Annotated in this window: 12 protein-coding genes; 8 read left to right on the top strand and 4 right to left on the bottom strand. The window is 58.0% G+C overall.

Features of this window, described 5'->3' with window-relative positions; translation table 11 throughout:
- Positions 1-104: 104 nt before the first annotated feature.
- From lpdA to ligA, 4 genes are all read right to left on the bottom strand, one after another.
- Positions 105-1,502 (bottom strand): dihydrolipoyl dehydrogenase, encoded by a 1,398-nt coding sequence (gene lpdA / locus BQ5379_RS02085; RefSeq protein WP_205408207.1) that lies wholly within the window; start codon positions 1,500-1,502, stop codon positions 105-107.
- Positions 1,503-1,532: 30 nt separating this feature from the next.
- Positions 1,533-2,306 carry a DUF4919 domain-containing protein gene (locus BQ5379_RS02090; protein ID WP_083377526.1) on the bottom strand — a complete coding sequence of 258 codons (774 nt, stop codon included), beginning with the start codon at positions 2,304-2,306 and terminating at the stop codon, positions 1,533-1,535.
- A 97-nt stretch (positions 2,307-2,403) separates the two neighbouring features.
- The gene (dapA, locus tag BQ5379_RS02095) at positions 2,404-3,291 is read right to left on the bottom strand and encodes a 4-hydroxy-tetrahydrodipicolinate synthase (protein ID WP_071133903.1); all 888 of its coding nucleotides are present in this window, start codon (positions 3,289-3,291) and stop codon (positions 2,404-2,406) included.
- 78 nt (positions 3,292-3,369) lie between these two features.
- Positions 3,370-5,421, bottom strand: coding sequence for an NAD-dependent DNA ligase LigA (gene ligA, locus BQ5379_RS02100; RefSeq protein WP_071133904.1), 2,052 nt, complete (start codon positions 5,419-5,421; stop codon positions 3,370-3,372).
- Positions 5,422-5,575: 154 nt separating this feature from the next.
- On the opposite strand from ligA, the gene BQ5379_RS02105 reads away from it, so the two are divergent.
- The 8 genes from BQ5379_RS02105 to BQ5379_RS02140 all read left to right on the top strand — a co-directional run bounded on the left by BQ5379_RS02105 (position 5,576) and on the right by BQ5379_RS02140 (position 13,209).
- Positions 5,576-5,899 carry a hypothetical protein gene (locus tag BQ5379_RS02105; protein ID WP_071133905.1) on the top strand — a complete coding sequence of 108 codons (324 nt, stop codon included), beginning with the start codon at positions 5,576-5,578 and terminating at the stop codon, positions 5,897-5,899.
- Positions 5,892-6,455, top strand: a complete 564-nt coding sequence (locus BQ5379_RS02110; protein WP_071133906.1) for a (4Fe-4S)-binding protein — start codon at positions 5,892-5,894, stop codon at positions 6,453-6,455. Before BQ5379_RS02105 ends, BQ5379_RS02110 begins: the two co-directional genes overlap by 8 nt.
- Positions 6,456-6,840: 385 nt before the next feature.
- Positions 6,841-8,532, top strand: coding sequence for a [Fe-Fe] hydrogenase large subunit C-terminal domain-containing protein (locus tag BQ5379_RS02115; RefSeq protein WP_071133907.1), 1,692 nt, complete (start codon positions 6,841-6,843; stop codon positions 8,530-8,532).
- Positions 8,513-9,706 (top strand): SpoIIE family protein phosphatase, encoded by a 1,194-nt coding sequence (locus tag BQ5379_RS02120; protein WP_071133908.1) that lies wholly within the window; start codon positions 8,513-8,515, stop codon positions 9,704-9,706. The genes BQ5379_RS02115 and BQ5379_RS02120 overlap by 20 nt, the downstream gene beginning before the upstream one ends.
- Before the next feature lie 118 nt (positions 9,707-9,824).
- Entirely contained in the window at positions 9,825-10,076 is a 252-nt protein-coding gene (locus tag BQ5379_RS02125; protein ID WP_071133909.1) for an NADH-quinone oxidoreductase subunit NuoE family protein, read from the top strand.
- Between the two features lie 12 nt (positions 10,077-10,088).
- Positions 10,089-11,522: a monomeric [FeFe] hydrogenase gene (locus BQ5379_RS02130; protein ID WP_071133910.1), complete on the top strand. Its 1,434-nt coding sequence runs from the start codon at positions 10,089-10,091 to the stop codon at positions 11,520-11,522.
- 85 nt (positions 11,523-11,607) lie between these two features.
- Entirely contained in the window at positions 11,608-12,819 is a 1,212-nt protein-coding gene (locus BQ5379_RS02135; protein WP_071133911.1) for an FprA family A-type flavoprotein, read from the top strand.
- Positions 12,820-12,822: 3 nt separating this feature from the next.
- Positions 12,823-13,209 carry a thioesterase family protein gene (locus tag BQ5379_RS02140; RefSeq protein ID WP_071133912.1) on the top strand — a complete coding sequence of 129 codons (387 nt, stop codon included), beginning with the start codon at positions 12,823-12,825 and terminating at the stop codon, positions 13,207-13,209.
- Positions 13,210-13,220 lie beyond the last annotated feature (11 nt).

Consider the following 13,220-nt stretch of genomic DNA (forward strand, 5'->3'; position numbering starts at 1 on the left):
CACCCCCAGCAAACCTTCCGGTCATATTATCATCCCGTTAGAAACATTAACCCTACATGAGAAGGGTTTGTTTCCGGGCCAAATTTCCCGGGAAGGAGATAGGCCTAAAGGTGAATAGCCTCTTCGTGAGCAGCAGCCGCCGCTTCCATCATCCCTTCCGACATGGTCGGGTGCGAATGGATCGTGCGGATAATATCCTTGGCCGAAGCACCGAGTGTCAGGGCAAGTGAAGGCTCGGCCACCATCTCCGTAACGTTCAGCCCGAAGAGGTGTGCCCCCAGCAGCTGGTCGGTCTCTGCGTCGAAGATCAACTTGACCATCCCGTCGCGATTGCCGGCCGCCGTGGCCTTACCCGAAGCCGTATAGGGGAACTTGCCGATCCGAAGCGAATAGCCCTTTTCGCGTGCCTGCGCTTCGGTCAAACCGACCGACGAAACCTCGGGAGTCGTGTAGATGCACGACGGGATCACCCGATAATCGACCGGAGCCGGATTTTTTCCGGCGATAAACTCGGCACAATGGATTGCTTCAGCAGTAGCCACATGGGCCAATGCGGCCGTCGGAATCAGGTCGCCGATGGCATAGACACCCTCGGCAGAAGTCCGATAGTGCTCATCGACCACCACTTTTCCGCGTTCGACCTGAACACCGGCAGCCTCCAGACCGATATGCTCGATATTGGCCGCAATGCCGACAGCCGAAAGCACCACATCGGCCTCCAGTTCCTGTTCGCCCTTCTTGCCGGCCACCAGCACACGACACCCCGTGTCGGTTGTCGTCACACCTTTGACTTCGGTAGCGGTCATCACGGCGATTTTCGCCTTACGGAACGAACGTTCCAACAGTTTGGAGATCTCCTCGTCTTCGAGCGGAGCCAGCGTAGGAGCATACTCCACGATCGTCACCCGCGTCCCCAGTGCACTGAAGAAGGTGGCAAATTCGGAGCCGATGGCACCCGATCCGATTACGACCATCGAAGCGGGCAGCTCGGTCAGCGTCAGGGCATGGCGCGAGGTAATCACCCGCCGCCCATCGACCGGAATAAACGGAAACTCACGCGGACGCGCGCCGGTAGCCAGAATGATATGCGATGCCTCGTACTGTGCGACAGTTCCGTCAGCCGCCGTTACGGCCACCGTATGAGGCGTGTCGGTCAGCGAGCCGGTTCCAACGATGACCTCCACCTTGTTCTTTTTCAACAGGAAATCGATCCCCTTGCTCATCTGCTCAGCCACGGCACGGCTGCGGGCGACCATCTTCGGCAGATCGGCCCGGCAGGCACCTTCGGCAATTTCTACGCCGTAATCGGCAGCATGGGAGGCATAGCGATAGACTTCGGCACTTTTAAGAAGCGCTTTTGTAGGAATACAGCCCCAGTTCAGACAGGTTCCCCCCAGTTCGGCCCGTTCAACCACGGCCGTACGGAGACCCAACTGTGCACAGCGTATCGCCGCGGCGTAACCGCCCGGACCGCTGCCGATGACAATCACATCGTATGACAACATAGTTTCGTTCGTTTTTTATTGAGTGGGTTATTTCGGTAAGATATTCTGTTTCGACCGCGGGTTGTAGAGCGGGTTGATCTCCAGTTTGCGTTTGGGCTTGGGCAGATCGTCCAGGTAGTCGGGACGCCGCTTGTACACCTCGCTGTAATCGAAATAATAGCCTTTGTTCTTTTTGTTAGGCATGTTGTAAACCGGAGCGTACTCCACGGTGCTACTCAACACGATGAATTTGGTGAATCGCACGTCCATCAGGTTCAGCAGGTCTTCGGCGTCGTTCATATAGATGATATACCACGGTGACTCTTCACTCAGACCGGTGCCGGTGGAGCGGATCGCCTCCATGATGCCGCGGATTTTATACATCTGAACGGCCGCCTTATCCTGCTCGTCAAGCATCTGATAGGCAAAAGCCAGTACATTGAGGTCACGCATGCTGAACGGGGCGTCTTTCAGAAGTTCATGGGCAAAACCGGCCACCCGACGATAATCGGCCGCCTCGAGGCGCGTCTTCTTGCCGAACGCCCGATTCAGGCTGTCGGCATAAGGCGAGGTCCAAAGCGGTTTGTATCCCGGTTGTTCGGGATAGCCGTAGTAGAGGTACCGGAATTCATCGACCGTGAGGGTCGTATCGCCGCGCTGATAGCGTCCCATCAGCCGGGGGTAGTAGTAAGGCGAAGTGGGGTTGGAGACTTCGGCCGCAATTTGTGCGTAATCGACGGGGATGACCGCCAATGAGTCATCCGTCTGAGCATGAGCAACACCACACAGGGTTACCATGACGAACAAGATCAGTTTCCGCATAGACAAAATTCAAAAAGCCCTGCTCGCAGAGGGCGGGGCAGGGCAAATATACGTAAATTATGCGACTGGGAAAGTCGCCGGCGGCATCTCTTCGGGATTAGAGGCCGTACTTGTCGATCTGATAGCGAATTTTGGCAATCAGCGCATCGCTGGCAGGTACGAGCGGCAACCGGAGGTTGTTTTTGATCATTCCTTTGATCGACAGGGCCGCTTTTGCTCCAACGGGGTTTCCTTCGGCAAAGAGCAGGTCGGTCACTTCGTGGAGGCTGAGGTTGAGCGGAGCAGCCTCATGCGTATTCCCGGCCAGTGCGGCGTGGATCATGCAGCAGAAGGTGTCGGGGAAGACGTTTGCCGATACGGAGATCACACCGTCGCCCCCCATGGCGATCATGGCCAGCGAGAGGTTGTCCTCACCCGAAAGGACGAAGAATCCTTTGGGCCGGTCGCGAAGAATATAGGCAGCCTGCGACAGATTGCCCGAAGCCTCTTTCACGGCAATGGCTTTGCCGGGGAATGCGTGCGCGAGTTTGAGCGTGGTTTCAGCAGTCATGTTGACCCCCGTACGACCCGGTACGTTATAGAGGATCACGGGCAGCGGCGAGGCTTCGAAAATGGCACTGAAGTGAGCATAGAGCCCATTCTGGTTCGGTTTGTTGTAGTAGGGGGTTACCGACAGAATGGCGCTGACGCCGCTCAGGTCGAAGGTCTGAATGGTACGGATCACTTCGGCCGTATTGTTGCCGCCGATACCCACAATGATCGGCAGGTTGCCGGGGTTGTTTTCCACACAGTGACGTACGACGCGGTGTTTCTCTTCGGCGGTCATGGTGGCCGGTTCACCGGTAGTGCCCAGCACGATCATGTAATCGACGCCACCGTTCGTAATATGCTCGATAAGCGAAGTGAGGGCAGGGTAGTCCACCTGTCCGCCGTCCGTAAACGGCGTCACCAATGCTACGCCGACGCCTCTGAGGTTGAGTGCCATAATCTGATTTTCGTTTTTTATGATTCCGCAAAGTTAAATTTATTCCCGCGCGCTCGCTTCGCTGGGTCGTTTTTTCAACTAAAACAGGGTCTGTTGTTTAATTTCCAACATCCCATCCGTTTTTTCGACCGATTTTTCGCCGATCATCTCCATAAATTCCTCTTCAGAAATGATGCGAACACCCAGTTTCGTAGCTGTCTCGAGCTTCTTGGGGCCTATTCCGGCACCGGCCAGCAGGTAGTCGGTCGTTTTCGAGACGCTGCTCTGATTGGTCCCCGAGTGCAACTCGATGAGTTCCTTGAGTTCCGGCCGCGAATGGTGGTCGAACGTCCCGGAAATAACGATTTTCTTACCGGCCAGCGTGGCTGACAGTTTTTCGGTCTGCGCGGCCTGGAGTTGCACACCGGCCCGACGCAACCGTTCGATAATCTCGACATTACGCGGATCGGCAAAGTAATCGATAATGCTGTCAGCGATTTTGCCGCCCACCTCCTCGACTTCGAGCAGCGCCTCGCGCGAGGCCGCCATCAACGCATCGATCGAGGGAATGGCTGCAGCCAGTTTCTTGGCAGTCGTTTCGCCGACATAGCGGATACCGATGGCAAACAACACACGGGAGTAGGGCACTCCTCGCGACTTGGAAACACTGTTGAGAATATTCTCGGCCGACTTCTGTCCAAGCCGGTCGAGCGGCACGAGATCCTCCAATCGGAGATCATACAGATCGGCGACGTCGTGCAACAGACCGTGATTATAGAGCAACTGGACGGTTTCGTCACCCAGCCCCTCGATATTCATCGCCTTGCGCGAGATGTAGTGCACGATACGCCCCACAATCTGCGGCGGACAACCGGTCGCATTCGGACAGTAGTGTTTGGCTTCGTCCTCGGCACGCACCAGTTCGGTTCCGCACTCGGGACAGTGGGTAATATACGGGAACGGGACGCTGTCCGCCGGGCGCTGCTCGCGGTCGACCCCGACAATCTTGGGAATAATCTCACCGCCCTTTTCGACCAGCACCATATCGCCGACACGAATATCGAGCAGTTCGATCTGTTCAGCATTGTGGAGCGAGGCCCGTTTGACGGTAGTCCCGGCCAGCCGCACCGGCGTCAGGTTGGCCACCGGAGTAATTGCACCGGTACGTCCCACCTGAAAATCGATCGAAACGAGCCGCGTAGCTGCCTGTTCGGCTTTGAATTTGTAGGCCACGGCCCAACGCGGAGCCTTGGCCGTTGCGCCCAGGTCACGCTGCAGACGGGTGTCGTCCAGTTTGATGACCGCTCCGTCCGTTTCGTAGGGCAGTTTGTGCCGTTCGGTATCCCAATAATGTATGTACTCCATAATCTCTTCGACGGAGTGGCACAGCCGCACGGCCGACGAAGTCTTGAATCCCCACTCTTTCAGTTTCTGCAACGTCTCGTAGTGAGACGGCGCAACCGGGGCATCGGCCTGCAACGCATACAAGACGGCATCCAGGCCCCGTTGCGCCACAACGGCCGAATTCTGCTGTTTGAGCGTCCCGGCCGCCGCATTGCGCGGATTGGCAAAAGGCTCTTCGCCGATGTCGGCCCGTTCGGCATTGAGCCGCTCGAAACTTTCGTGAGGCATATAAATTTCGCCGCGAATCTCCATATACTCGGGCCATCCTTCGCCCATCAGGGTCATGGGGATGCTCCGGATGGTGCGCACGTTGGCCGACACGTCGTCGCCCACGGCGCCGTCACCACGGGTCACAGCCCGCACGAAACGGCCGTTTTCATAGGTCAGGCTGATTGCCGTACCGTCGAACTTCAATTCACAACAGTAATTTTCCTGCCGAGAGGTCTCACGCTCGATCCGCCCGACGAACTCACGCACCTCCTCCTCGGAGTAGGTGTTGGCCAGCGACAGCATGGGGTAGCGGTGGCGCACCTGTTCGAATTCACGCGTCAGGTCACTGCCCACGCGGCGGGTCGGCGAATTGGGATCGTCGTACTCCGGATGCTGCGCCTCGAGTTCCGACAGTTCGGCCATCAGCCGGTCGTACTCGCGGTCCTCGGCCGAGGGGGCGTTTAAAACGTAGTAATTATAGTTCAAGCGGTCGAGTACCCGACGCAGGTGGTCGATTTGGAGCTTTACATCATTCATAACCAGAGATTCCGTTCCGCCATACGAATTAATGGCTCCCAAAGGTAGGGAATCGGTTGTTGAAAGAAAAATAGCCCGACCTTTTGGAGGTTCTAATTTTTGCTTATACTTGCAGAAAATTTCCAACGACAAGACTATACTCACAAGAAGAATTATGGCAAGCAAAGCTGCTAATGCAAAGAAGCGTGTGATCGTCAGCTATTCGAACCTGAATCCGGATCTGCTCGAGGAATTCAAAGCCACCTATCCCCATGGATACAGCGAGGTATTGATCCGGATCGACAAACCCAACGGTGATTTCTTCTATGCCGTGCCGTTCGAGACCGAAGAGATCAGCTACCTGGTCAAAGTCGACGTCAAGATCGACACCAAGCCGGACGAAGACCTCGACAAAGATTACTACGGCGACGAAGACGAGATTACGGGTGCCGACCAGATTGCCGACACCGCTGCCGACGACGAAGACGAAGATGAATAGTCGGAACCGTACATACAGTAACGGAACCATCACCGTGGTGTGGCAGCCGGCCGAGTGCATACACGCCGGCGAATGCTTCACTACGCTGCGTAAAGTTTTCGACCCAAGCAAACGTCCGTGGGTGCGGCTCGACGGTGCCTCGACCGAAGAGATCATCGGCGCTATCGAGATGTGTCCGTCCCGAGCCCTCACCTTTTATTGGAACGACCCCCAGCACCCCATTCCCGGCAAGGAGCACTCCCCGAAACTGTTCGACACCACACAGTTGGCCAGACTGTTTCCCCAATCCGAAAACGAGGGCCCGGCTGCCGTCACCGACGGTGCCGAAACGCTGTCCACGACCTCTGTATCGGACACCGCCGCCCAAGCCGCGAAAACCCGAATCGTCTACCGTCCCGGATGTCCGTTGGTCATCGAAGGCGAGTTTACCCTTATTGACGAAAACGGGGCCCCGATTCACCCTCAAATGAAAATGATGTCGCTCTGCCGCTGCGGCCACTCCGATAATCAACCCTTCTGCGACGGAGCACATTTCAAAGCCGGTTTCCGTCGCTGACCAACCGATTCCACGGTATTCAAATCCGCTTTTCCCACAAAAAACTTCACACTTTTCAAACCGTACCGCTCGCTTTCCGCTCCCCATGATGAGCACGATTGTGAGGCGGTATCATTTTTTATTTCATAAGATTCCCGGTGAGTTTCCATCGGGACACATGGATCGTTCCCTTCCCGAACCTCCGAACATGTAGCGAAAACTCCAAGGCGTCCTTATCAATAAGCGCCCCGACCCCCTCTTTTCAGTCCCCACAAGCCCTCACACATACACAACTTTTCGAGGTATCCCCGATCGGTGGCACCTTTGCATTCAAAAGATTTGTACCTGCACGATAATTCGCCAAAAACATTTCCAAATTCGCCCAAAATGAAGTAACTTGGCACACATGGAACAGAGCAACTATTCGATCCGCATCACCCCGCATCAGTGTGCGGGGTGTTATCGTTGCGTTCGATCATGCAGTGTCGGCGCCATCACCGTCCGCAACCACCGAGCCTCCATCGCCCAGGACGAATGTACCCGTTGCGGGACCTGCCAACAGGCCTGTCCCCACGGCATGATCTCGATCCGCGACGACATCGACACCGTCCGCCGGATGCTCAAAACCTCCGACGATGTCTTCGCCTCGCTCGACCCCACATGGGCCGGCGAATTCGCGGGCATCACCCCCCAACGACTGATCGAAGCTCTGAAACTGCTGGGATTCAGCGGAGTGGGGGAAACCCTGCTGGGACAGGTCAAATACGACGAAGCAACACAGGAACAACTCCAGCGTCATCCCCGCACCGTCATTTCGACCACCTGTCCCGTGATCGTCCGCCTGATCCGCCACCACTATCCCCGGCAAGCCGAAAAACTACTGCCGATCGCCCATCCCGCCGTGTTGCACGCACGGATGATTCGCCTTTGGAAGGGACAGCGTACCAAAGTCGTCTATATCACCCCCTGCATCGCCGCAAAAACCAACCCCGACGAAATCAGCGAACTGGATGCCGTCATCACCTTCGACGAGTTGCGTCGCTGGATGCATGAAGACGGAGTCGAATTTGACCTGATTCCCGGCAACGACAGCTACCGTTTCGAACCCGGCGAAGCCGACTACAAGCCTCACCGTACGCTCGACGGAATCGCCACCCATTTCACCTACTCCGGACTGCCGGTCATCCGGGAGTTGCTCCGACAGATCGACACCGCACCCGCCACCGAAAGCCGTGAGCCAATCCTGCTCGAGCTGTTCGGTTGCACCGGCGGCTGCACCGGATCACAAGCCCAGTTGGCCCCTGCCGCCTCGGCCATCTCCAAAACCATCGCCTGCCGACACTACTACGACGAGCGCACTCCGCACAACGCCCTCTACAAACTGCCCTACATACCGACCGTAGCAGCATACCCTGCCCAACCTGCCGAGCGATTCCAGATAGCCGCCTCGCAAATCAAGGCCGCCCTGGCCTCGATCGGCAAGTTTACCGAGCGCGACATGCACAACTGCAACGGCTGCGGCTACGAGACCTGCCGTGAATTTGCCGCCGCCCTCTGCATCGGCCGGGCCGAACCCGAAATGTGTCTGAGCTACACCCGCAGCATCGCCCAAAAAAAATTCTCCGCCCTGCTCAAACGCATGCCCTCGGGCGTGATGCTCGCCGACGCCGATCTGCGCGTGCTGGAGGCCAACCGCAACATGGCCCAACTGCTCGGCCCTCAGGTTGAACAGCTCTACGACTCACGCCCCGGCATGAAGGGGAGCGACCTGCAAAAACTCACCCCCTTCGGATCGCTGCTGCGACAGGTACTCGACAGCGGCGAAGAGCTCGCCGAACAGGATATCCGTCTCAAAGGCAAACTGTTGCACGTATCGGTCTTCACCGTCGAACCCCACAAACTCATCGGTGTGATGGTCAGCAACCTGATGCTCCAGGGCGTACAGAGCGACGAGATGATCCAACGTACCCGTCAGGTTATCCGCGAGAACCTTGCCACCGTACAGCAGATCGCCTGCCTGCTGGGCGAAAACGCCTCCCGTACCGAAGCCATACTCAACTCCATCGTCACCGCAGCCGATGAAAGCAAACCTCAGTAAATACTTCATCGAAGCGGAGAGCTGCCAGCGCACCGAAACCGGCTCCTTCGCCAGCGGCGACGTCTGCATGAGTCGCCGTACTGACGACGGCCGTACGCTACTGACCCTGATCCACGGCCGCGGCAGCGGCATCCAGGCCAACGTCACCGCCACGGTCATCTCGTCAATGATCGTCAGCTACGCCCTGCGCAATGCCCCGATCGGTCAGGCCGTGCGCTCCGTACTGAACACCTTCGGCGGCCACGGCAGCACCACCGATGCCACCTTCGTTGTGGCCGACATCCAGCCCGACGGCATCGTCCGCATCGCCGAGTACGACTTTCCCCCCTTCCTGCTGCTGCGGCAGGGAGCCCCCTGTGACAGCCCGGACATCCAGTACGAAACCCAGACACTGACCACCGACAACGGCCGGGAACACACCATTCGCCTGACCCGTTTCCAGGCTCAGCCCGAGGATCGTCTTCTTTTCTATACCAAAGGTGTACTCCGATCCGGTTCCGGCACGCAGCGTCTGCCCGAAGGATGGAGCACCGAAGGAGTAGAACAGGCCGTCATCCGACTGCTCGAGCAGACCCCCGGCCAATCGGCCCGCGACATCGCCACCGCCATCGTCAACCAGGCCGAAGCCAACGACCTGTTCATCGCCAAAAGCGATCTGAGTTGCCTCTCCGTCTATTTCCGCCAGCCCCGTCGACTGTTGCTGTGCTCCGGCCCCCCCTTCAACGAAACCAACGACCGGGTTCTGGCCGAAAAGGTCGCCCGGTGGGACGGCACCACCGTCATCTGCGGCGGCACGACGGCCGCCATCGTCGCCCGCGAACTGCGCCGCGAGATCAGTGTCAACCTGCGCCGCGACATCTCCGGCCTGCCCCCCACCTCGACCATGCCCGGCGTCGACCTCATCACCGAAGGGGTGCTGACGCTGGCCCGCGTCAAGAGCCTCCTCGAACAGACCCCCACCTCCGATCTCCCCGGCCAGGGCACCGATTTCGAGCTGGCCCGCATCCTGCTCGAACACGACCGGATCGATTTTGTCGTCGGCACCCGCATCAACCCCCAACACCAGGACCCCGCGCTGCCCGTCGAACTCGAACTCCGCCGCAACGTCATCAAGGAGATCGCCCGCCTGCTGGCCACCAAATTTTTGAAAGAGATCCGCATCGAATACCTCTGATACCCGCCACCTTCGGCCACACCTTCCGCAACGAGCGGCAGCGATGGCCGGATGGAGGTCGAAAATCGGTCGGAAAATATTATCTTTGAACCCACACAGACACATAAAGATCACCCCTATGGAGAAACTGACCGTGCGCATCTGTACCGGAACCCTCTGCTACATCATGGGCGGAGCCGAACTGCAACTGCTGGGCGACTACCTGCCCGAATCGCTGGCCGACAAAGTCGAAATCCGCGGCGCCACCTGCCTCGACTTCTGCAATCAGGAAGGTAAAGGCAAAGCCCCGTTCGTGCTGGTCGGCGACCAGCTCATCACCGGTGCCACCGTCGCCAAAGTAGTCGAAGCAATCAAACAGAAACTCGGATAATCCCCCCGCGCCATGGCCGTCACCAACAACACCATGATCCTGCGTCGCGAACTGCTCACGCGGATCATCAAACTCCTGCACGAAAACACCCTCGAAGAGAACATCGACCGCATCCCCTACCAAATGCGGCCCAAAGGCTACGAAGAGGTCTCGCGCTGCTGCATCTACAAAGACCGCGCGATGCTCAAGTACCGCGCCATGGGCGTACTCGGATTCGGCATCGATGAAGAAGAGGACGAAATGACCACCCTGGCCGAATATACCCGGATGGCCTTCGCCCGCGAACACGTCTCCGAAAATCCCCTCTCGGTGATGACCGACGCCTGCTCGGCCTGCGTCAAGGTCAACTACGTCGTGACCAACATGTGCCGCGGCTGTGTGGCCCGTCCCTGTGAAGTGAACTGCAACAAAGACGCCATCCACTTCGTCAACGGACAGGCCCACATTGATCCGGCCAAGTGCGTCAACTGCGGCCTCTGCATGAAAAACTGCCCCTTCCACGCCATCATCTACATTCCCGTGCCGTGCGAAGAGTCGTGCCCCGTCGGAGCCATCAGCAAAGACGAACACGGCAAGGAACACATCGACCCTGCCAAATGTATCTATTGTGGCCGGTGCCTTTCGGCCTGTCCGTTCGGCGCCGTGGTCGAAAAGTCCCACCTGATCGAGATCTTCAAAGCTTTCCGCTCCGACAAACCCACCATTGCCCTGGTGGCCCCCGCCGTAGCCGGACAGTTCAAAGCCCCGCTGGCCAGCATCATGGGCGCCATCAAACAGCTCGGCTTCGACGACGTGATCGAAGTAGCCAAAGGAGCCGACGTGACCACCACCAACGAAGCAGCCGAATTTGCCGAAAAAGTGCTCGAAGAGGGGCAGGCCTTCATGACCACCTCCTGCTGCCCGTCATACTACATGTTGGCCCACAAGCATATCCCCGAGGTAGCGCCGTTCGTGTCGCACACCCGCAGCCCCATGTACTACGCCGCCGAAATCGCCCGCAAACAATATCCCGACGCCACGATCGTTTTTGTAGGGCCGTGCGTAGCCAAACGTAAGGAGGCCTATTCGGACCCGAACGTCGATCTGATGCTGAGTTTCGAAGAACTCGGCACCATGTTTGTAGCCATGGGCATCGAAGGCTTCTCGGAAGAGACGGCCGTCACGCTCGACGACAAGATCATGCCCAGCAGCCGCGGTTATGCCGCCAGCGAAGGGGTAATGAGCGCCGTAGCCGGCCAGCTGCCGCCCCAATACAAGGAACGGATCAAACCGATCGTCATCAACGGGATCGACAAACAAGCCATCCGCGACCTGCGGAACTACGCCAAAAACTGTCCCGGCAACATGGTCGAAGTGATGGCCTGCGAAGGCGGCTGCGTAAACGGCTGCAACGTGATCGCCAATCCGAAAATCGCCACCCGTCAGGTCAAGGAGCTGGCCAAATAGGGGAGAGTACCCCCCCGGACAACCCGGAGCACACTGCGTTATGAACCGCTAAAACCGTAAAATATTCAGACAGACAACACAAAATATGAACCTGAAAGTCAAAGTCAGCGACCGGATCTACTGGTTGGGAACCAACGACCGTCGCAAAGCGCTTTTTGAAAACCTGTGGCCGCTGCCCGACGGGGTAAGCTACAACTCATACCTCATTGCCGATGACAAAACCGCCCTGCTCGACACCATCGAAATGGGCACCGGCGGCGACTATGTCGGCTGGATCGAGCACCTGCTCGGCGAACATGGCCGGACTGACCTCGATTATCTGATCATCAACCACATGGAACCCGACCACTCGGGAGAGATCGGCGACATCGTGCGCCGCTGGCCCAACGTTCAGATCATCGGCAACGGCAAAACCTTCAAAATCCTCGAAGGATACTACGGCATCACCGAAAACCTCGTCGAAGTCAAAGAGGGCGACACCCTCGCGCTCGGCCACCACACCCTCCAGTTCGTCATGACCCCGTGGGTACACTGGCCCGAAACCATGATGACCTACGACACCACCGAACAGATCCTCTTCTCGGCCGACGCCTTCGGGACCTTCGGGACCCTCGACGGTGCCATCTTCGACGACGAAATCGACTGCTTCGACGAAAAATACCTCAGCGAAATGCGCCGCTACTACTCCAACATCGTGGGGAAATACAGCAACATGGTGCAGAAAGCCTTCTGCAAACTGGGCACCGTACCGTTGAAGGCCATTTGCCCGCTGCATGGTCCCATCTGGCGCACCAACCCCGCCAAAGTCGTCGAACTGTACGACCGCTGGAGCCGCTACGAAGCCGAAGACGGCGTGGTCATCATCTACGGATCGATGTACGGCAACAACGCCGCCACGGCAGACTACATCGCCCGCAAATGCGCCGAAGCCGGCATCCGCAAGATCAAAGTGCACGACGCATCGAAAACCCACCTGTCCTACCTGATCAACGACATCTGGCGCTACCGCGGCGTGATACTGGGCAGCTGCGCCTACAACACCAACATGTTCCCCACCATGGAACACCTCACCACCGAACTGCTCCACATGGGCGTCAAGGAGAAACACCTCGCCCTGTTCGGCTCCTACAGCTGGAACGGCGGCGGCGTACGCAACCTCAAATGCTTCGCCGAAACCATTGGCTGGCCGCTGGTAGCAGAGCCCGTTGACGTCTTCGGCACCCCGACTCCCGACAAACTCACCGCCTGCGACGCCATCGCCACCGGCATGGCTGCCGCCCTGGCCCAACACGAATAAGCCATGCAGCAGATCGCCATCGGCACCGCCCACACCTCACACCTCACCGTGGAAGAGCGACACACCGCTCAGGCCCTCGGTTCGGGCAACCTGCCCGTGCTGGGCACCCCGGCCATGACCGCCCTGATGGAGCATGCCGCCATGGAGGCCATCGCTCCGCAACTCGATCCGACAGAAAGCAGCGTCGGCATCGCCCTGAACATTACCCACGACCGGGCCAGCCGGGTAGGGGAGACCGTCAGCGCTACCGCCACGGTCAGCACTACGGACGGACGCCGGATCGACTTCACAGTCAAGGCCGTCGACTCCGCAGGCCGCGTCATCGGACAGGGCACCCACAGCCGATTCGTCATCGACGTCAAAAAATTTATGAGTAAAATCGAAAAATAATCGTAAATTTG

Source organism: Millionella massiliensis (assembly GCF_900104655.1).
GTDB lineage: Bacteria > Bacteroidota > Bacteroidia > Bacteroidales > Rikenellaceae > Rikenella > Rikenella massiliensis.